Genomic DNA, 20,419 nt, shown 5'->3' with positions numbered 1-20,419 from the left:
CGGCCTCCTGAAATTCGACACCCAAGGTGGTCAAGCGGGTGTGGGCTCAACAGGCCGAAAATGATGCAGCGGAAGCGATTGTCCAGCCAACCTTGTCGACGCTCGCAGGTCGCCGTCAGTCGTCCGGAGACCGGGTCGCGGCTCCGGCTGCGCGTGCATTCCCGGAAACCGGCGCAACGGAAAATCAACGAGACCAGACAGGCGAGCAGGACCCCCGCTCGACGCATACGGGAGCTCCTTCGCATGGGTGAGCATGCCGGAGGTTACCCGTTACCCCGCGAGGCTCCTGCCTCCTGCCATGCGGTCCGTCCCGACGGCGGTGCCCCGGGTTCTGGACACGAGCCGACGATGCGGATTCCCTTCGTTCGGGAAGTGGTCCATATTCGGGTTAGCGGCCGGATTGCCCGGCCGGGCTGCCTTCGGGACGGAGGTCCATGCAGGGATCCTTCGACAGTACAGGACGCGCGGGTTCCGGGGACGGCGGCGAGGCGCAACAGACCCAACCCGAGCGCATCGCGACGTGTCGCCTGCAGTTGCACCCGGGATTCACTCTCGACGCCGCCGCCGCGGTTGTTCCCTATCTCGCGCGGCTGGGCGTTTCGCATGTCTATCTTTCGCCAATCCTGCAGGCGGTGCGCGGCAGCAGCCACGGCTACGACGTGGTCGACCCCTCGCGCGTCAACGAAGAGCTTGGCGGCGAACCGGCACGCCAGCGCCTGTGCGCGGCGCTGGAGGCCGCCGGGATGGGGCTGGTGCTGGACATCGTCCCCAACCACATGGCCGTGGCCGGAGACCAGAACCCATGGTGGTGGGATGTCCTGGAGAACGGCCCGTCCAGCCGATTCGCGATGTACTTCGACGTGGACTGGGAGTCCTCGGAGGAGCGCTGGCCGAACAAGGTCCTGCTCCCGGTGCTGGGCGATCATTACGGCCGTGTCCTCGAGGCCGGCGAGATCCGGCTGCAATATGGCGCCGGGCTGTTCGACCTCGCCCATTACGAACACCGCTTCCCGCTGGACCCCTCTTCGCTCAACGAGCTGCTCGACCGCGCCTGTCGCGCCACCGGTATCGAGCTGCTGGGCTTTCTCGCGGAATCCTGTGCCCGCCTGCCACAGCCGCATCTGACCGCCCACCATTCGGTGGCACGGCGCCACCGCGACCAGGACGTGATCCGCCAGCTTCTGGACGACACGACCCGCCAGGACCCGGCAGCCGCCGAGGCAATCGCGGCCGAGGTCGAACGGATCAACGCCGACCCCGATACCCTGGACGCGCTGATCGAGAAGCAGAACTACCGGCTGGCCTGGTGGCGCACCGCCGGACGCGACCTTGGCTACCGGCGGTTTTTCGACATCAACGACCTGGCCGGGCTGCGTCAGGAGAAGGAGGAGGTATTCCAGGCCGTGCATGCGTTGCCGGTGCGCTGGGTGGCGGAAGGCTCGGTGCACGGCCTGCGGGTCGACCATCCGGACGGCCTGCGCGACCCCGGCCAGTACTTTAGCGAGCTGAGCCACGCCTGCCCCGACACCTGGATCGTCGCCGAGAAGATCCTCGAACCCGGGGAACAGCTGCCGGACGACTGGCCGATCGCCGGCACCACCGGCTACGATTTCCTCAACCGCGTGCAGGGGCTGTTCGCGGATCCGGCAGGCGAGGCCCCGCTGACGCGGCTCTTCGAGGAGCTCACCGGCGAGTTGGCCGACTACCCGGGACTGGTCTACGAATCCAAGCGACAGGTACTCAGCGACCTGCTCGGCAGCGAGCTCAACCGCCTGAGCTCGCTGTTCGTGGATATCTGCGAACGCCACCGCCGTCACCGCGACTACACCCGCCACGAACTGCACCTCGTCTTGCTGGAGGCAGCCGCCTGCTTCCCGGTCTACCGAACCTACTTGACCCCCCGCGAAGGCGGCGTGACGGCGGCCGACGTCGGCTGCGTGGAGACCGCCATCAAACGGGCCGCCGAGCGCCGCCCGGAGCTGGACAGCGAGCTGCTGCAGTTCCTGCGCAACCTGCTCCTGCTGCGCATCCCCGGCGAGCGCGAGGCCGAGCTCGCCCTGCGCTTCCAGCAGCTGACAGGCCCGGCGATGGCCAAGGGCGTGGAGGATACCGCGCTGTACCGCTTCCACCGCCTGACGGCCCTCAACGAGGTCGGCGGCGACCCCGAGCGCTTCGGGATATCAGTGGACGAATTCCACGCGGCCAGTGCCCGGGCCCACGCCCGCCACCCCGAGGCGATGCTGGCCACCTCGACCCATGACACCAAGCGCAGCGGGGACGTGCGCGCCCGCCTGCTGCTGCTCTCCGAGATTCCGGGGGCGTGGGGGCAAAACGTGCGTCGCTGGATGCGCCACAACACCCGTCACCGATCGGGCGGATGGCCGGATCCGGCCACCGAGTACCTGTACTACCAGACGCTGGTCGGTGCCTGGCCGATCGACGCCGAGCGCATCATGGCCTACATGGAAAAGGCCGCCCGCGAGGCCAAGCAGCACACCAGCTGGACCCATCCGCAGGAAGGCTACGAGCAGGCCCTGCGCGATTTCGTGGCCGGCACCCTGGACGACCCGGGGTTTCGCGAATCGCTGGAGTCATTCCTGCAGCCGCTGGTCGCTCCCGGCCGCACCAACAGCCTGGCGCAGACCCTGATCAAGCTCACCGCGCCAGGAGTCCCCGACATCTACCAGGGCAGCGAGCTGTGGGACCTGAGCCTGGTCGATCCAGACAACCGCCGCCCGGTGGACTTCGACACGCGCGCCCGGCTGCTCGAAGAACTCGCGCACCTCTCGCCGGCACAGATCCGCACCCGCGCCGACGAGGGCCTGCCCAAGCAGTGGGTGGTGTACCAGGCCCTGGCCCTGCGCCGCCGCCACCCGGAGTGGTTTCGCCCGGATGCGGCCTACACCCCGCTGCGCGCCAGTGGCGAACGCGCCGGGCACGCGGTCGCCTACCTACGCGGCGAAGGGGCGCTGGTGCTGGTGCCGCGCCTGACGCTCGGCCTGGCGGGCGACTGGCGCGACACGCGACTCCACCTGCCACCCGGCACCTGGCACAACCGCCTGTCCGGCGAGACGCTGCAAGGCGGCAACTGCCCGGTCGCCGAGATCCTCGATGCGTTCCCGGTAGCCCTGCTCGAACGCGAAGAGACGACCCCATGACGACCGTGCGCGTGTGGGCCCCCAGGGCCAATCAGGTCGAACTGGAGTGCGGTGGCCCGCGCATGCCAATGGACCGCCGCGCGGACGGCTGGTGGGCGCTGGAGACGGAACAGCTAGTGCACGGAAGCGACTATGCCTTCCGCGTCGACGGCCACGGCCCGTACCCCGATCCGCGCTCCGCCTGGCAGCCGCAGGGCGTGCACGGCCCGTCGCGCTGGCTGGAGCATTCCCGCTTCGTCTGGAACGACGCCGGCTGGCAGGCGCCGCCGCTGGCCGCGGCGGTGATCCAGGAGATCCATGTCGGCACTTTTTCCCCGGAAGGTAGCTTCGACGGCGTGATCGATCACCTCGATCACCTGGTCGACCTCGGCATCACCCACCTGGAGCTGATGCCGGTGGCGGCATTCCCCGGCGAGCGCGGCTGGGGCTACGACGGGGTCGACCTGTACGCACCGCACCACGCCTACGGGGGCCCCGATGGCCTAAAACGGCTGGTGGATGCCTGCCACCGCCGCGGCATCGCGGTGGTGCTGGACGTGGTCTACAACCACCTCGGGCCGGACGGCAACTACCTGGCGCAGTTCGGCCCCTATTTCACTGACCACTACCAAACCCCCTGGGGCGACGCGGTGAACCTCGACGGCCCGGACAGTGACCCTGTGCGCCGCTTCTTCGTCGACAACGCCCTGATGTGGCTGCGCGACTATCACATCGACGGCCTGCGCCTCGACGCGGTGCACGCGATCGTCGATACCTCGGCCACCCATTTCCTCGAACAGCTCGCCGCCGAGGTGCAGCGCCTCGGACGTGAGCTCGGGCGGCACCTGGTGGTGATCGCGGAGAACGACCGCAACGACCCGCGCGTGGCACGGCCGGTCGAGGCCGGCGGCTACGGGCTGGACGCGCAGTGGAACGAGGACTTCCATCACGCACTGCATGCCCTGCTGACCGGGGAAGCCGACGGGTACTACGCGGACTTCGGTCGCCTCGCGGATGTCGCCCGGGCGCTGACGCGAGGCCTCGTCTATGACGGGCGCTACTCCCGTTACCGTCGGCGTACCCACGGGCGACCGGCCTCCGACCTGCCCGGCCGGCGTTTCATCGGCTGCCTGCAGAACCACGACCAGGTCGGCAATCGGGCTCTGGGGGACCGAATCAGCGAGGGCGTCTCGCCGGGCCTGCTGAAGATCGGGGCGGCCCTGGTGATGACCAGTCCCTTCGTGCCCATGCTGTTCCAGGGGGAGGAATGGGCGGCCGCGACGCCGTTTTTGTATTTTACCGATCACAGCGACGCCGACCTGGGGCATGCGGTAACCGAAGGCCGCCAGCGCGAGTTCGCCGCCTTCCGGCGGGACACCGATGCCGGCAGCATCCCGGACCCACAATCCCGCGAGACCTTTGAACGATCCCGGCTGGACTGGGACGAAGTCGCACACGAACCGCATGCCGGAATCCTGGAGTGGTACCGGGCCCTGATCGCCCTGAGGCACGCCCACCCGGCGTTCGCCGATGACCGTCTGGAGGGGATCGAGGCGCGTTTCGACGAGGCGGCTCGCTGGTTGATCGTGCACCGGCCGGGACTGCGGGTGGCATGCAACCTGCACCCTGCCCCGCAACGGCTGGCGTGCCCGGGTGCTGCGGCCGGTCGCCTCCTGCTCCAGTCCGATGCAGGTATCGTGGTGGGTCCGGACAGCCTGGAGATGCCCGGCGAGTCCGTCGTGATCCTGGACGCGCCTGCCCTCTCCTGCCTGCCCGGCCAACCGTCCATGTCGAGGGAGTGATCCAGTGACCGTATCCGACCGCCCCGTACACCGTATCGAGGGCTACCTGCCGATCGAGGAGCACGGCCTGATCGGGAATTGCACAACCGCCGCCCTGGTCGGTCGCGACGGCGCCATCCCCTGGATGTGCGTTCCCCGCTTCGACTCCGAGCCCTTGTTCTGCGCCCTTCTGGATCACCAGCGCGGCGGGGCCTTCACCGTGGCCCCGGAGCCCCTGGTCGCCTCGCACCAGCGCTACATCCCGGATACCGCCGTGCTGATTACCGAGATGACCGGCCCGGAAGGACGCGTCCGCATCACCGATTGTCTGCCCCTGCGTGCAGGGGCAGACCTCTCCGAGGACGCGCCCGCCGGACGCAACGAATTGCTGCGCCGGATCGAGGTGCTGGAGGGCCGGGTCCACCTGCGGGTCCGCGTCGACCCCCGGGGTGGCGCGAACGTATATCCGCACGGGGCGGGACTGGGACTGGCACTGCACCGCCAGCCGGAACTGGAACTCGCCCTGAGCTCGTCCCTGCCACTGGAGGCGGCGGACAGCCTGCACGAGCTCGAGGCGGGTGCACAGCATCACCTCGTCCTCGGCTGGGGCCCGCATACGCACCGGTTCCAGGCCCGCACCCCCGACGAACTGCTCGAGGCCACGCTTTTGGTCTGGAGACGGTGGATGCGGCATTTCGACTATGCCGGGCCGCAGGAAGACCTCGTCCGCCGCTCGGCCGTCACCCTCAAGCTGATGGACTACACCGCGACCGGGGCGATGATCGCCGCGCCGACATCCTCCCTGCCCGAGGCGATCGGTGGCCCGCGCAACTGGGATTATCGCTACGCCTGGATCCGCGATGCGGCCTTTTCCGTGTACGCGATGAGCGATATCGGGATGACCCACGAGGCCGCCGGATTCATTGGCTGGGCCCTGGACGCCGTCGACCGCGCGGGCTGGCCCCGGGTGCTGTACGACGTGGACGGCCACCTGCCGCAACCGGAACGCAGCGACCCGGACCTGGAGGGCTACCGCGGCTCGGGTCCCGTGCGCTGGGGCAACGGCGCGGTCGAGCAGCGTCAGCACGACGTGTTCGGGGAGATCCTCGACTGCGCCTGGCGCTGGGTCCGCTGGGGCGGCACGCTGGACGATCACCTGTGGGGGCGCCTGCGGCGCCTGGTGGAATCCGCCAACACGGAGTGGAAAAACCCCGACCACGGGATCTGGGAAGTGCGCACCGCCGGACGGCCCTTTACCTACTCCGCCGCGCTCTGCGCGGTGGCGCTGGAGCGCGGTGCCGCGCTGGCCGAGCACAATGGCATGGAAGGGGACAGTGCCCTCTGGCGCGCCGAGGCGCGGCAGATCCACGAGGCGATCCTGGAACAGGCCTGGGACCCCGAGCTCCAGAGCCTGACCGAACACCTGGGCGGCGGCGGCATCGACGCGAGCCTGCTGGCCCTGCCCGGACGCGGCGTCATCCCCGCGGATCACCCGAAGATGGTCGCCACCACCGAGGCCGTCGTCCGCCGCCTGGGTGCCGGCAACGGCCTGCTCTACCGCTATCTTCCAGAAGAATCCCCGGACGGACTGCCCGGGCACGAGGGTGCGTTTGTACTGTGCAGCTTCTGGCTGGTCGACAATCTGGTCGGGCAGGGCCGCCTGGACGAGGCCGAGGCCCTGTATGAGTCCCTGTGCGCACGCACCAACCCCCTCGGCCTGCTGCCGGAACAGATCGATCCGGCCAACGGGGCATTCCTCGGCAACTTCCCGCAGGCGTTCAGCCACGTGGGGCTGATCGCCTCGGGCATCAAGTTGGGTCGGGCGCTGAAGCGAGACAAGGAGGGCTGAGGGCCGCCCCCCGCGGGAGCCCCCGATCCGAAGGAGGTTCGAACCGTCGCTTTCGGCGTGTTCAGTCGGTCGGCATCATCGACGAGTGATGGTGGACGATCTTCCACTCCCCGTCGCGGTTTTCGTACACGAAGGTGTAGCGCGCCGGGACGTCCTTCGTCTCGCCACCGTCGGTGACGCGGAAGGTGTAGGTGCCGGCGTCGGTCAGCTTGTTGCAACCGAGCTTCACGTTGCGAGTGTTGATCGTCCCGAAGGGCTTCTTCTCGAGGAAGTGCTCGAAGTAGTCCTGGATCTCGGCATGCGTGGTCCGCGGGACGTTGGAGACGGTCGGCAGCAGCACGGCGTCCTCGGCATAGCGTTCGGCGACCTTGCGCGCGTCTCCGGTCTGCAGGGCATCGTTCCAGCCCTCGAACAGTTCCTCGGCCAGGCGGCGGGTCGCCGGGGCGCAGACCACGCAGCTCTCGTTCGGCGGGGTATCGATGGCGCCGAACGCCGGGTCGCCGCCCGTCCCGGTCACCGGGTGATGCTGGTCGCGATGCGAGGCGCTCAGGCTCAGGCGCGAGCGCGGCGACTCGTCGGCATTGATGAACTGGGTGCCGCTGATGCGCGGCCGGCTGCTCGTGGTCACTGACTGATCTCCGCGTTCGGCCGTCGCCGGCCCTCGAAATTATGAATCCTGGTTCGCACAAATCCTCCTCGGGCAGGAAAAACCCGCCGGGCGTATCGAAGGAAGCCATCGGAGTTCGCCTGCAAGCAGGCTCCTACAAGGACAAAGACCTGTAGGAGCCTGCTTGCAGGCGAAAGGCCCTCCGCGGCGCTTCAGTACCGATTACGACCTGAATTGTAAGGGACCCCCTCCGGCCTGTCATGCCGGGTTGGATCGCGATCCCGATCCTTTCAATCCATCCCGGAGATCGCTTCGCGGCGCTCGCAATGACGGCACATCCGGCCCAGGCTCACGTCGCCTGCGCCTTGAACGCCGCCAGCAGATCCTCGACCTGCCCGCGCACCCGCGCCTCGTCCTGGATGGCAAAGTCGAGGAAGGTCTGGGCGACCACCGACAACACCTTCTGTTTGGGATGGACGATGTGCCACTGGCGGTGGATCGGGAAGTGCTCCACGTCCAGCAGGGCCACCGGGCCACCCGCGCCTTCGGCGCTGAGGGTATGCAGCGACAGCACCGCGATCCCGAGCCCCCCGATGACCGCCTGCTTGATCGCCTCGTTCGAGCCGAGCTCCATGCGCACGGTCGGGTTGATGCCGTGTTCCTGGAACAGCTTCAGGGTCGCCTCGCGGATGCCCGAGCCCGGCTCGCGCATCAGGAAGGTCTCCTGCTCCAGGCGCTCGATCGGAATGTTGCGCTGCCCCGCCAGCGGGTGATCCCGGCTGGCCATTACTACCAGCGGGTTCGGCGCGAACGGGTACACCGCGATGTCGGTCAGCCGCTCCGGCACGTGCCCGATGATGTACAGGTCATCGTCGTTGTTGGCCAGGCGATGCAGCACACGGTCGAAGTTGCTGACCTCCAGCGACAGCTCGATATCCGGATAGCGCTTGGCGAACTGCCCGAGGATGGTCGGCGCGAAGTACTGCGCCGTGGTGATCACCGCCAGGCGCAGGCGCCCGCGCTTCAGCCCGTGCATCTCCGCCAGCTTCATCTCCAGGTTGGTCAGCGCCCCCAGCATCTCGCGGCAGGTGTCGTACAGCAGCAACCCGACCTCGGTGGGGAAGGCCTTGCGCCCGACGTACTCGAACAGCGGGAGGCCGAGGGCGCCGGAGAGCTTCTTGATCTGGATGGAGACGGTCGGCTGGGTGAGGTAGAGCTCCTCCGCCGCGCGGGTGAAGCTGCCCAGGCGAACGATCGCCTCGAAGACCTGCAACTGACGCAGGGTCGCGTGCCGGATCAGATGCGCCGGCAGCTCGGATTTCAGCATCACGTGTGGAAGGCTGGACTCCTTCGGTGGTGTCGAGCTGCCTCCCGTCTTGGCCATGCGAGTACCGTGCTCCCCAGGGAAACGCTGATTAATGTACACGCTCGCGCTCGAGTCGCTTTTGCGTGCGAACAAGGCGCGGTGACTGCCGTGCAGTCATTCGGCACAAGGGAGCCGCAACGCCGTGCGCGCGCCCGTTTTTGATAACAACGGGCGGCCGAGCCCATGCTTTCAATCGTTTGCGGGGTTGGCACCCCAGGTTCCCCGATCCTGCGTTGCGCCCCGAAGTCATCAAAAACGGGCGGGTAGATCCACTACCCGCTGCACGACGCGCCTTGTCTCGGAAAACCTGGGGTGCCAACGCGAGTGTGTACATTAATCAGTGTTTCCCTAACGCGTCAGGCCGGCGTACAGCATGGGCAGCTTTTCCGGCAGCCGCTCGATGTGGTCCAGCACCATATAGTGCTGCGCGCCGAAGATGCGTTCCACGTACTCGTCGGCCTGCGGGTCCAGGCTGATGCAGAAACTGTAGACGCCGTTCTTGCCAACCTCTTCCACCGCCCGCTTGGCATCCTGGCGCAGGTACTGCGGGTCCCGCACATCGGTGTCGGCCGGCTCGCCGTCGGTCACGATCAGCAGCAGCTTCTTCTGCGTGCCCTGCTGGTGCAGCAGGTGGCCGGCATGCCGGATGGCCGCCCCCATGCGGGTGGACAGCTGCCCTTTCATCCCCGCCAGGCGCGCCCGGGCGTGATCGTCATACGGAGCATCGAAGTCCTTGAAGCGGTAGTACTCGACGTCGTGGCGGCCGTCCGAGGCGAAGCCATGGATGGCGAAGGGGTCGCCGATCTTCGAGATCGCCCCGCCCAGCAGAGCGGTCGCCTCACGCGCCAGCTGCACCACGGTCGTCTCGCCGTCGGCCAGGGTCTCGTTGGTCGACTCCGACAGGTCCAGCAGCACCAGCACCGAGAGGTCGCGCACCTGGCGGATATTGCGCACGTAGATGCGCTCGTCCGGCTGGCGCCGCATGCGCAGGTCGATCTGCGCCTCGACCAGCGCGTTCACGTCCAGTTCGTCGCCTTCCGCCTGCTTGCGCATCCGCTGCACGCCCTGCGGCTGCATCGCCTCGATCAGGAACTTCAGGCGCGAGATCAGCGGCTTGTGCTTTTCGTTGATCGCGTCAATCTCTTCCATGTCGCCCTTCTTCGGGCGCCGCTCCAGCAGGGTGACCCAGTGCGGACGCTCCAGCTGCATCTGGTAGTCCCACTCGTGGTAATGGTACGGCAAGGACAGCGGCTCCTTGCCCTCCTGCTGGTTGATGCTTTCGTCTTCGCCGTCGCGGAACCACTCGGTCGCCAGCACCATGATCATCTGGGCGTCATCCCCGGCCCCGGGGACATCCAGGGTATTGATCATCTCCATCGGCGTTACGTAGACGCGCTCCTGATTCGAACCGCTGGCCATCAGCGTCTCGAAGTCGTCTTCCTCACGCCCGAACGCCCACATGTAGCGATTGTCGTCGCGGTAGAGCACGTCCGGCGCCACCTGCCGCGGGTTCATGTAGCCCTGTTCCGGAAACTCCGGCGCCAGTGCCTCGGCGAGGTCGCGCGCCAGGCCGGGAGCCTCGAGATCTTCCATCCGTTCGCCCAGCGCCGCACGGGCCCTGGTCACGAAGGGATGGTCGTCGCGGTAGTCCGGGTCCAGCAGAGCCCGTGCGGTGCGGGCCAGCAGGGCCTGCGGCGCGTCGCCTTCGTCCGGGGTCGCGGTATGCAGGGGTGTCCAGAGGTTGCGCAACCCCGGGAAACCCCGGCTGGCCAGGGCCTCCACGCGGGCGTCCTCGAACAACTCGGTCAGCACACCGGTCACGCCGCGCGGCGCCTCCTCCGGCTGCATCTCGCGGGTATAGACCACATGGGCGGCCGCATGGGCCGCCGCGGCCCGGTAGAGATCCAGACCGGTCAGGCCCTCCCAGTCATCGAAGGCATCCGGCAGGAAGATCGTGAAGCCCTCGATGTAGGGCTTGTAGCCCTCGCGGGACTCGAAGTCGCCGCTGGTGGGCCTCATGAAGAAGTCGCGCGCCCATAGGGAACGCAGGTAGAGATTTATCCGGCGCTGGACGTCCACGAACAGCGTGCCCCGGCGTTCCTTCTGGAAGACCGAGCGCGACTCGGGCGATTCCAGTCCGAAATACGCGATCTGCGCCTCGAGATCCGTCCGGTGCGCCTGTGCCCCCCAGCTGGCCCAGCGGCGCAGGCCGCCCAGGGTCAGATGGGCAAGCAGTTCGTCGAGGTGTTCCAGCATCGGGCGCACGCCGCGGGGCGCCTGGCCCAGCAGGTTATCCACCAGGCGCAGATACCCCGAGAACAGTCCCTGGTCGCCGAGCCGGCGGGCCGCGATGGGGCTGGTGGAGATCAACAGCGTGATGACCGCGGCGCTGGTCTTGGAGTACATCTTGATCGCCGAGCTGACCAGCTCGCCGACCGCGTCCTCGCCCAGTTCCTGGGCCACGTCCGGCGTCTCCTGGACGAAGGCGATGACCATCTCCGACCCGCGCCCCAGGGAATGCAGGCTGCGCGCCCCTTCCAGGTAGTAACGCTTCAGGCCCGCCGCACTGAACGCCCGCGACGCCTCCTGCCACGAGGCCTCGAGGACCCCTGCGGCCTGCCCCCCGAGGTCCTCGAGGAGGTCCTGATAGTCCTCCAGATGGATGCTCATCGTGATCCGGCGCAGACGCCTAGAAGAACGTGGTCACGGCGGAGTCGAGGGCGTCACGCATATCCGGATCGTCCGTGATCGGACGAACCAGGGTCATGCGGCAGGCCGCCAGGGGTGCCACACCCTTGGCAATCAGCGAGGCGGCGTACACCAGCATGCGGGTCGAGATCCCCTCGTCGAGGCCATGGCCCTTCAGGTTGCGCGCGCGCTCCGCCACGCTGACCAGCTTGCCGGCCATGTCCTCGTTGACCCCGCCCTCGTGGGCGACGATCCGGGCCTCCGTCTCGTGGTCCGGGTAGTTGAAGTCCAGCGCGCCGAAGCGCTGCTTGGTGGATTCCTTGAGGTCCTTCATCAGGCTCTGGTAGCCGGGGTTGTAGGAGATCACCACCTGGAAATCCGGGTGCGCCTCGACCATCTCGCCCTTTTTCTCCAGCGGCAGCACGCGACGGTTGTCCGTCAGCGGGTGGATCACCACCGTCGTGTCCTGGCGCGCCTCGACGATCTCGTCGAGATAGCAGATGGCCCCGTGGCGGGCCGCCTGGGTCAGCGGACCGTCCTGCCAGCGGGTCCCGTTGGCATCCAGCAGGTAGCGCCCGACCAGATCCGAGGCGGTCATGTCCTCGTTGCAGGCCACGGTGATCAGGGGCTTGCCCAGCTTCCAGGCCATGTGCTCGACAAAGCGCGTCTTCCCGCACCCGGTCGGCCCCTTGAGCATCATCGGCATACGTACCGAGTAGGCCGCCTCGTACAGCTCCACCTCGTCGGCGGTCGGCTGGTAGTAGGGCTCTTCGGTGATCAGGTGATCGCGTAGTTCGTCCTGCATCTTTTCGACTCCTCAATCAGAAAGGCCGGGGCAAGCCCCGGCCACCGGCGCGCTGCCCTCAGTCGGGCCAGATCCGTTCCGGATGCAGCTCGTTCCCGGTATTGTCCGCCTTGGACGACTTCTTCGCCGCCGGCTTCTTCGCAGACGAGGTCTTCTTTGCCTGGGAGGACGCCGCGGTCGTGCTGGCCTTTTGGCTGGCGGCCGGCTTCTTGCGTGTGGTCGTGCGCTTGCGCGCCGGCGCCTTGCGGGTCGTCGTCGCAGCCTTCTTGGTCGCGGCGGCCTTGGTGCTTGCCGCGGCCCGCGGTTGACTGCTCGCCGGCTCCTGGCTCGTGTCCTTCTGAGCCTCGGCCTGCGCGTCGGGCTTGGCCGCCGTGTCCTGGCTCTGGTCCTTGTCCTGGTCCTCGCGCGCGCTGCGCACGCCGGCTGCCAGCTTGTCTTGCAGATTGCTCATTGCGACACCTCCTCGATGATGGCTTCGATCTCCGCCGCCGCGGCCTCCCCGGGCTTGCCGAGATCAAAGACGGAACAGCCCTCGAGCGCCGAGCGCCGATAGATAGCCCGCCGGCGCAGTGTCTGCTCCAGGGCGGGGATGTCGATCTCCATCAGTGCGTGCTTCATCGCGCGCGACAGCGCACTGCGGACCTCGAGCTGATTGACGACGATGAACGGACGCAGGCTGGGATTCTTGAGCCGGGCCTCTTCCAGCCCGCGCCCCATGCGGACACTGCCCCAGAGATCGACGGGGGACGGCAACACGGGGATCAGGACCTCGTCGGACGCGGCCAGCGCGCCGTTGACTGCTCCGCCCTCCAGGGTGGGCGGGCAGTCGACCACGATGTGCTCGTAGTCCTTGCGCAGCGCCTTGAGCTCGCGATCCAGCGGCCCCGCCACTGCGAACACCGAGGCCGGGAAGGGACGATCCTCGGAGGCCATACGGGCCCACTGGGCCGCCGAGCCCTGCGGATCGGCGTCCACCACCAGGGTCCGCCCGCGCCGCGCGAGCCCCGCCGCGAGATTCATGGTCAGGGTGGTCTTGCCGGTACCGCCCTTCTGATTGACTACCGCGATTACCCTCGAACCCACGCAACAGCCTCCTGCGGAATGGGGCCGGGGTCGCCCCGGCCCGTCAAGTATGCCTCCGGCTCAGCCGGTTGTGGCATCGGCCAGGCGGTCGACCTCCAGGGCAAAGGCCTTGTCGCCCTCCCCGAGCTGCTCGCCGTCACGGGCGTCGATCGTGATGTTCACGTATGTCGTCCCGAAGCTGATGTTCGGGTGATACCCGTCCTGCTCCGACAGCTCGGCCACCCGGTCTAGAAACTCCCGCGTGATCCCGTAGCGGTCAAACGTGAACTGCTTGCTCATGGACGCCGAGGACCCCTTCCCGGGTTCCCAGCCGGCCGGCACCACCAGATCGGTATCCGCCATTGCCTACTCCGCTCGTATTGCCGCATCCGCGTTCGTCACGCGGGATTGCCCTGGGCATCGATCTCGCGCACGTGTTCCAGCTCGTCCTCGAGAATGCTCTCGAACAGCGCTGCGTCGTCCACCGCACCCACACGCCGGCAGTAGACGGCCGCCTCGTCATACAGGCGAACCGCCTCCATCTCCAGCTCGCGATTGCGCGCCAGGAGCTCGGCCATGGAGCGCCCGAGCCGGACCGGGGCCAGCTGGCTCCCGTTCGGAGCCACCCCATAGTGGAACATGCGGGTCATGAACCGGTCCGCATGGTCCAGTTCTTCCTGGGCATCGCGACGCAGGCAGTCGCTCACGTCATTCATGCCCCACATCGCGGTCAACCGCGCCTGGGCCAGGTACTGCTGAACCGCCGAAAGCTCGTGCGCCACCGCGCGGTTCAGGTAGCCCACGATCCGTGGATCGGACATGGATGTCGCCTCAGCTGGCCGAACCGCTGGCGGTCGGGGCCGTCGGCAGGATGCCTTCCACTTCGGAATGCACACGCGCAATGATGTGCGCGGCCACCAGGCCGTCACCCACACGCTCGCAGGAATCCGCACCGGCACGCACGGCGGCGTTCACGGCACCGGTTTCGCCACGGACCAGCACGGTCACGTAGCCGCCACCCACGAACTGACGACCGATCAGGCGCACTTCGGAGGCCTTGGTCATCGCATCCGCGGCTTCGATCGCCGGGACCAGACCGCGGGTCTCGATCATGCCGAGGGCCACACCAGAAATTTCGCTAGCCATCATCTACCTCTTCTTGAAAAAAGCCGCCGGGCCCGTTGGGACCCGACGGCGTTCGACTACCGCGAGTTACGGCTTTTCCGGGAGGATGTTTTCCACCTCGGAATGGACGCGAGCAATGATGTGCGCGGCCACCAGGCCGTCACCCACCCGTTCGCAGGAATCCGCACCGGCACGCACGGCGGCGTTCACGGCACCGGTTTCGCCACGGACCAGCACGGTCACGTAGCCGCCACCCACGAACTGACGACCAATCAGGCGCACCTCGGAGGCCTTGGTCATCGCATCGGCGGCTTCGATCGCCGGCACCAGACCACGGGTCTCGATCATGCCGAGGGCCACACCAAAGTTTTCGCTAGCCATTACTCAACTCCTATCAAGCGTTACAGATGAATTACTTTTCAACCTGCTCGGGCAGGATGCTTTCCACTTCGGAATGCACGCGGGCGATGATGTGCGCGGCCACCAGGCCGTCACCCACGCGCTCGCAGGAATCCGCACCGGCACGCACAGCGGCGTTCACGGCACCGGTTTCGCCACGGACCAGCACGGTCACGTAGCCGCCACCGACGAACTGACGACCGATCAGGCGCACTTCGGAGGCCTTGGTCATCGCGTCGGCCGCTTCAATCGCCGGCACCAGACCACGGGTCTCGATCATGCCCAGCGCCACACCAAAACGTTCAGTTGCCATTGTCTTCTCTCCTGGATTTACAGTTTTTCAAAAAATGACGCTCACGCCGCCTTGCGGGAACCAGCAGAGCGCTGTGCATCGGTCTGGTCTCGTCCTGCTTCGTCCTTCGACCCTTCCGTCTTCTTTCCACCATCGTCCCAGTGGTCGATGATGCCGCCGATCGTAAGATCGGTCTGAATGCTGTTGTCGTCGAGCGCGTACCGTGCCGCCGAGCCACTGATCGTGAACACCCAGTTACCCGGATGGGCCCCGACCGTATCGACGGCGACGTTCAGCGCCCCCTTCTGGTCCACCAGCACGCGCAGCGACATGGTCTTCAGCCCGTCGACGCGACGGGTCACCACCAGTTCGTCCTGCACCTGCATGATTTCCATGGAGCTACTGCTCCTCCCAGTAATCGATGATCCCCACGATCGTCGCGTCACTGGGGTAGGACTTGTCCCCGGCCGCTTCGCGCGCCGCCGAACTGCCCACCACGATCACCCAGTCCCCGGGCACGCAGCCAACCGCGTCCACCGCGACGGTCCGCGGGCCACCCGCCTTCTCCTGGACCACCAGCAACGGCCGATGCCCCAGATCGCGGATGCGGTTGGTCGAAACCAGCGTCTTCTCAACCTTGCAGATCTTCATTCCCGTTCCCGTGTGCGTCAGGCGGCCAGCGGTTCCAGACGGCTTCCGCTACGCTTGTCGCGGATCACCATGTGGCAACCGATCAGGCCCTTCTCTGCCAGGTCGCGATAGCGATCCATGATCTGGTCGCGGATGCGGCGGCAACGCGCCTCCACCCGTTCCCGCGATCCCGGCACCTTGCGGTCATAGCGGTAATGGATCACCACCGGCACCGGCAGGCCGCGCTCGACATTCAACTTCCGAAAAATCTTGTTGACCCCGACGTCCGTCCCTTCGGAGCCCTCTTCCATCGTCTCGAGGTGCGCGAAGTACGCGAAGTTGCGCACCTGCATCTCCTCGATCTCCTGACCCACGATAATCACGCGCTCCCGGTGGCCCACATCGGCGTAATGCCCCCCGTGGTAGCGCGCCACGTAATCCAGCTGCGAAATATTGTTCAGCAGCAGCCGCGAGATCAGTCGCAGCATCCCTTCGTGCGGCGCCCCGTTGCCGCGTCCCCAGCCCTGCTGGTGGATGGCGTCCTGGATCGCCTGGTATACCCGCAACGACGCGGCCTGTTCGTCCAGGCCCTGCGTCGCGCGATACAACTCCGCGCTGTCCACGAAGCGGTACAGGCTCATCCGCGTATCGGCGTCCGGGATGTGGATCTTCACCGCATCCGTGTCCGTATCCACGCCGATCAGCAGCGTGTCGACCGAGGCCCCACAGCAGTAGGTGTTCTCGATCGCCTGCCGGAACGCGCGCAACTGGTGCAAGGCACCGTCCGCCGCGTCGCGTTCGTTGTTGCCGTGTGCCGCGCAGCCCTGGTGCAGCGGATCCGCGCCGCTGTAGTGGTACGCCGCGATCTTCAGATAGCGGCTCGGGACATCGGCCGTCGTCGGCCGACCCTCGCGGAACCGCAGCAGCTCCCGCTTGGTCCAGTGGCGCACGTCCTCCTCGATGTCGAACTGCGCACCCGCGTAGCTCTTCACCCGGACCGCGAGGTCCGGCAGCCGCAGGATGAAACGTCGCAACCCAAGCAGCCGCCCGTCCGAGCAGGGCGAGATGTCCACCTCGTGGAAGTCACAGTCGAGGAAATACGCGATCGCGCTTTCCGCTTCCGCCACCAGGTCATCACGCCCCGCCCAGTACTCGTTGACCACCTGATCGAACAGCTCGAACGTCCCGTGCAGGTACAGCTCGCGCGTGTCCAGATCATTGATCCAGGCGTCCTCGAGGGCCTTCTCCGGCAGCCGGTACCCCAGTTGCTCCTGGACGATCGCCTGCGCCCGCTCCTCGAAGTCGCGTTCGTGCTGCAGCGCGTGCACTTCCTTCAACACCGGCACCAGCTGCGCGAAACGCTCCCGGAACCCGCGTTCGAAGGCATGCAGGCGCTCGTTCATCGCGACATCGGCCAGCGGATGCCCGGGTTGCAGCTCCCGCGTCAGGTCCGAATCGGAAGCGCCACTCTTGGCCGGCGGGACCGCGGACACGGGCGCCGACGGCGCCGGGCTCGCCGCGCGCGCAGCCACGGCCCGGGACTTCGCGAAACGCGAGCCCAGGGGACTGTTCTTGCGGCGACCTCGCACCATGGCGTCCAGTGTCCTCTCCCGGCCTTAGCCGCGCGCCCCGCCGGACAGCGTAACCAGAGAACCGGCGTCGCTGTTCCCGGAGGAACCCGTGATTCGGCTCGGGGGCACATCCTTGCGCTCGAGTTCGCGGTTCACATAGGCGCTACGGCCTTCGCCACGCGGATTCCCCTTCTGCGTCGCATTGCGCCGGGTGGACATCCCTTCGGTACCGGTCACCCGGTCCCCACGTCCCCAGTCGTCGCCGGTAATGGAAATGCCATTGCTGCTGCCATTGACCGTCACGCGGTCCGCGCCGACCTTCTGGCTTTCGTCGACCGGAGCGGCAGCGACCTGCTGCTGACCGCCGTTGTAGCGGAACTCCTCGGTACCGGAGACCAGGCCCATCGCCTTGTTGATCGAACCCGTCAGCCGGCCACTCGTGCCATAGGCGGTCCCGGTGACGCGTTCGCGGCGTTCAGCCGCCGACCGCGCCGGCGTCGCCACGCTGAATCCAGCGTTCGGCATCGGGCGCTCCGGGGCCGGCGGCGCCACCTGAGCCGGGGCGGCCTGCATCCCTTCCGGCCGCAGACGCGGATGAAGGTTACTGGCGGCACTGGCGCAGGACTGGGCGAACTCGTTCGCGCCGACATACGGGGCACCGGAGACGTCCTGACAGGCACCTCGTTCGGTACCAGTCACACGCTCGTCGTAGCCCGGCTGGCTACCGGAGATCGCATGGCCCGGTGTCGAATGGCGCTCGGCCACGCGGGTCTCCGCCACCCGGGAATCCTGCGTTTCGCAGAACTGATCGTACTGATCCGGGCCGATGTAGGCGGTGCCGCTAACCGGTTTGCAGGCGCCGTACTCGTCACCCGTCACCCGGGTCGACCGGCCGACTGCCGTACCGGAGACGGACTGGTGGTTCCAGGTGCGGCCCACGGTGACCTTCTCGGGCGCCGCTTCCGGGCGCTGGCCACCGCAGAACGCGTCGTAGTGCTCGGAACCGGCGTATTCGGTTCCGGTAATCGGCTTGCAGCCGCCGTACTCGTCGCCGGTGACGTGGATGGAATGATCCACCTGGGTCCCCGAAACTTCCCGGCCACGCAGGGTGTGCATCACCCCGACCTTGGGCACGCCGCCGGCGGCGGGCTGCTCACACAGATCGCCGAAGTCCGACTTGTTGTAGTACGGGGTCCCGGTCAGCGACTTGCAGGAACCGCTCTCGTTGCCGGTCACCTTCGAGCTGCGGCCCACGGCCACGCCCGTAATGGTCTGGTCTTCCATCGTATGGGATTCCTGGACCTTGGCCGGCGTCGGCTCCGGGCGGGTACCGCAAAAGCCCTGGAACTGTTCCGTGCCGAGATATTCGGTCCCGGTGACCGGCTTGCAGCTGCCGTACTCGTCACCGGTGACATGGACGGAGCGCCCGACTTCGGTACCGGTCAGTTCACGACCGCGAAGCGTGTGCATCACGCCGACCTTCATCGGCGCTCCGTTGGACTTTCCCGAGTTGCAGGGGACCTCGCTGGTGGCCGTGTTCAGGTACTCGGTACCCGTCACGTCACGGCAGGAGCCCGATTCGTCGCCGGTCACCTTCGGGCTGCGCCCGACCGAGGTGCCCGAGACCCCTTCGCCCTGCCGCGTCACCATGACGCTGGTGCGTGCCGGACCCGCCTGCGGACGGGTGCCGCAGAAGCCTTCGTACTGTTCGGTACTCAGGTATTCCGTGCCAGTGATCGTCTCGCAGGACCCGCGTTCGTCACCGGTCACGCGGGACGAACGGCCCACTTCGGTTCCGCTGACGGACTGGCCGTGCGCAGTGTGCGAGGCACCCACCTTGGGCGGGTTGCCCGCGGGGCGAACGCCGCAGTACCGATCGTAATGCTCGGCGCCCAGATATTCGGTTCCGGTAATGGACGAGCAGCTGCCCGCCTCGGTGCCGGTCACGCTGGAGGTGCGTTCTACCTGCGTGCCACTGACATGGCTGCCCGCCAGCGTGGTGCCTTCCTCGACCTTGGGCGGTGCATCGCCCTCGGCCGGACGCGGACGACCGCAGGGACGGCCCGGCTCGGAGGAGCCACGGCCCAGCTTGCAAAGCTCTTCGCGCCGCTGGCGGGCCACTTCGCGCGTGGACATGCCCTTGCGCTTGGCGGCCTTCCAGGCGCCTTCCTGCGGCAGCGTGCCGCGGGCCTGCCCGCTCTTGAAGCGGCGGCGCAGGGCCTGCTTGCCGTTCTGCGCCATCGCATCGCGGCGGGCCATGCAGATCGCCCGAACCTCGGAGATCATCGGGTGCGGACCGGCGGCCTCGCCCCCGGACTCGACCTTGTCACACAGCTGGTCCAGGCCGCTCTCGACCACCGGATCCCCCTGGGTCGGGGCCGTATCGACGGCATCGTCACGCCCGGACTTGTCGCCCTTGCAGCCACAGCCACAATCCTTCTTCGCTTCCTCGCGGCCGGCCGCGACCGGCTCGGTCCCCTTGAGGCGATCTTCGCGACGGGGCTCGGGCGCCATGGCCTTCTTCCCGTCGGTGGACAGGGCCTGACGCCGCAGGCGGCAGATCTCGCGACCGCTCATGTTCGAGCAGTCGACCTCGACGTTCTGCGACTGGGCCAGCGCGTCGAGCTGGCGCGAGCGATCGGCGCCGGCGCGGGCCATGCCGCCGGAGACCTGCGCTCGTGTATTGGTACGGCCCACCGCCTTCTTGCCCTGGCGCGCCATCTGCTGGCGGCGCTCGAGGGCCGCCTGGCGGCCATTGGAAGCACCCGCGTGCGCGCCCGGTTCCGGACGCCGCTCGGGGGTGGTGTCGCGGGTCTCGACAGAGACCGGCGACGTCGATTCACTGGAGTGCGTCTCCGGCTCCCGCGCCTGGGTTGCCGGGGCGGGTTCCGCTTTCGCCTGGCGCGCCTGTTGCGCGGCCGCGGCGGAACGGCTGTTCCCCTTGTTTTGGCCGGTCGACTTCACGGCAGCCTTGCCATTGCGAGACATGGCCTTGCGCCGTTCCAGGGCACGTTCACGCCCCGAGAGACCTTCAGACGCAGATGTCGGATTACTCATGGCACTTCCTTACAGTTGGCGGCAGCAACGGTAAATAACGCTGTACTGAA

Annotated in this window: 18 protein-coding genes; 3 read left to right on the top strand and 15 right to left on the bottom strand. The window is 67.4% G+C overall.

All coding sequences use genetic code 11. From position 1 onward, the window contains the following. Positions 1–434: 434 nt before the first annotated feature. The 3 genes from treY to F572_RS0105625 are packed head-to-tail and all read left to right on the top strand — an operon-like array spanning position 435 to position 6,767. A complete protein-coding gene (gene treY / locus F572_RS0105635; RefSeq protein WP_017940808.1) occupies positions 435–3,158 on the top strand; it encodes a malto-oligosyltrehalose synthase in 2,724 nt (907 codons plus the stop codon). After that, positions 3,155–4,939 (top strand): malto-oligosyltrehalose trehalohydrolase, encoded by a 1,785-nt coding sequence (treZ, locus tag F572_RS0105630; protein ID WP_017940807.1) that lies wholly within the window; start codon positions 3,155–3,157, stop codon positions 4,937–4,939. The genes treY and treZ overlap by 4 nt, the downstream gene beginning before the upstream one ends. 4 nt (positions 4,940–4,943) lie before the next feature. After that, on the top strand, positions 4,944–6,767 hold the full coding sequence (locus tag F572_RS0105625; protein WP_017940806.1) for a glycoside hydrolase family 15 protein: 1,824 nt from the start codon (positions 4,944–4,946) through the stop codon (positions 6,765–6,767). A 61-nt stretch (positions 6,768–6,828) separates the two neighbouring features. On the opposite strand, the gene F572_RS0105620 is transcribed toward F572_RS0105625, so the two are convergent. The 15 genes from F572_RS0105620 to F572_RS0105550 form a co-directional block, all read right to left on the bottom strand. Further along, positions 6,829–7,395 (bottom strand): SgcJ/EcaC family oxidoreductase, encoded by a 567-nt coding sequence (locus F572_RS0105620; protein WP_017940805.1) that lies wholly within the window; start codon positions 7,393–7,395, stop codon positions 6,829–6,831. Positions 7,396–7,723: 328 nt separating this feature from the next. Further along, positions 7,724–8,701 (bottom strand): LysR family transcriptional regulator, encoded by a 978-nt coding sequence (locus F572_RS0105615; protein WP_017940804.1) that lies wholly within the window; start codon positions 8,699–8,701, stop codon positions 7,724–7,726. Positions 8,702–9,088: 387 nt separating this feature from the next. Continuing rightward, the gene (locus tag F572_RS0105610; RefSeq protein ID WP_017940803.1) at positions 9,089–11,410 is read right to left on the bottom strand and encodes a nitric oxide reductase activation protein NorD; all 2,322 of its coding nucleotides are present in this window, start codon (positions 11,408–11,410) and stop codon (positions 9,089–9,091) included. A gap of 19 nt (positions 11,411–11,429) precedes the next feature. Further along, positions 11,430–12,233, bottom strand: a complete 804-nt coding sequence (locus tag F572_RS0105605) for a CbbQ/NirQ/NorQ/GpvN family protein (RefSeq protein WP_017940802.1) — start codon at positions 12,231–12,233, stop codon at positions 11,430–11,432. Positions 12,234–12,291: 58 nt separating this feature from the next. Further along, positions 12,292–12,684, bottom strand: coding sequence for a hypothetical protein (locus F572_RS0105600; protein WP_017940801.1), 393 nt, complete (start codon positions 12,682–12,684; stop codon positions 12,292–12,294). Then, a complete protein-coding gene (parA, locus tag F572_RS0105595) occupies positions 12,681–13,316 on the bottom strand; it encodes a ParA family partition ATPase (RefSeq protein WP_017940800.1) in 636 nt (211 codons plus the stop codon). The genes F572_RS0105600 and parA overlap by 4 nt, the downstream gene beginning before the upstream one ends. A 60-nt stretch (positions 13,317–13,376) precedes the next feature. Continuing rightward, the gene (locus F572_RS0105590) at positions 13,377–13,658 is read right to left on the bottom strand and encodes a 4a-hydroxytetrahydrobiopterin dehydratase (RefSeq protein WP_017940799.1); all 282 of its coding nucleotides are present in this window, start codon (positions 13,656–13,658) and stop codon (positions 13,377–13,379) included. Positions 13,659–13,693: 35 nt separating this feature from the next. Continuing rightward, positions 13,694–14,116 carry a bacterioferritin gene (locus F572_RS0105585; protein ID WP_017940798.1) on the bottom strand — a complete coding sequence of 141 codons (423 nt, stop codon included), beginning with the start codon at positions 14,114–14,116 and terminating at the stop codon, positions 13,694–13,696. Between the two features lie 10 nt (positions 14,117–14,126). Then, complete coding sequence (locus tag F572_RS0105580) at positions 14,127–14,441, bottom strand: BMC domain-containing protein (RefSeq protein WP_026181393.1); 315 nt, start codon at positions 14,439–14,441, stop codon at positions 14,127–14,129. Between the two features lie 66 nt (positions 14,442–14,507). Continuing rightward, entirely contained in the window at positions 14,508–14,801 is a 294-nt protein-coding gene (locus F572_RS0105575) for a BMC domain-containing protein (protein ID WP_012982276.1), read from the bottom strand. Positions 14,802–14,832: 31 nt separating this feature from the next. Then, a complete protein-coding gene (locus tag F572_RS0105570) occupies positions 14,833–15,132 on the bottom strand; it encodes a BMC domain-containing protein (protein WP_012982275.1) in 300 nt (99 codons plus the stop codon). A gap of 41 nt (positions 15,133–15,173) precedes the next feature. Next, a complete protein-coding gene (locus F572_RS0105565) occupies positions 15,174–15,506 on the bottom strand; it encodes a carboxysome peptide B (RefSeq protein WP_017940627.1) in 333 nt (110 codons plus the stop codon). Between the two features lie 4 nt (positions 15,507–15,510). After that, entirely contained in the window at positions 15,511–15,762 is a 252-nt protein-coding gene (locus F572_RS0105560; RefSeq protein WP_017940626.1) for a carboxysome peptide A, read from the bottom strand. Positions 15,763–15,779: 17 nt separating this feature from the next. Beyond that, positions 15,780–17,333 carry a carboxysome shell carbonic anhydrase gene (locus tag F572_RS0105555; RefSeq protein WP_017940625.1) on the bottom strand — a complete coding sequence of 518 codons (1,554 nt, stop codon included), beginning with the start codon at positions 17,331–17,333 and terminating at the stop codon, positions 15,780–15,782. Between the two features lie 24 nt (positions 17,334–17,357). Further along, the gene (locus tag F572_RS0105550; RefSeq protein ID WP_017940624.1) at positions 17,358–20,300 is read right to left on the bottom strand and encodes a CsoS2 family carboxysome shell protein; all 2,943 of its coding nucleotides are present in this window, start codon (positions 20,298–20,300) and stop codon (positions 17,358–17,360) included. Positions 20,301–20,419 lie beyond the last annotated feature (119 nt).

The sequence above is a fragment of the Thioalkalivibrio sp. ALE14 genome (assembly GCF_000376845.1).
In the GTDB taxonomy this organism is placed as follows: Bacteria; Pseudomonadota; Gammaproteobacteria; order Ectothiorhodospirales; family Ectothiorhodospiraceae; genus Thioalkalivibrio.
The sequence above is the reverse complement of the archived record's forward strand: the minus strand, read 5'-3'. Positions and strand labels throughout refer to the sequence as shown.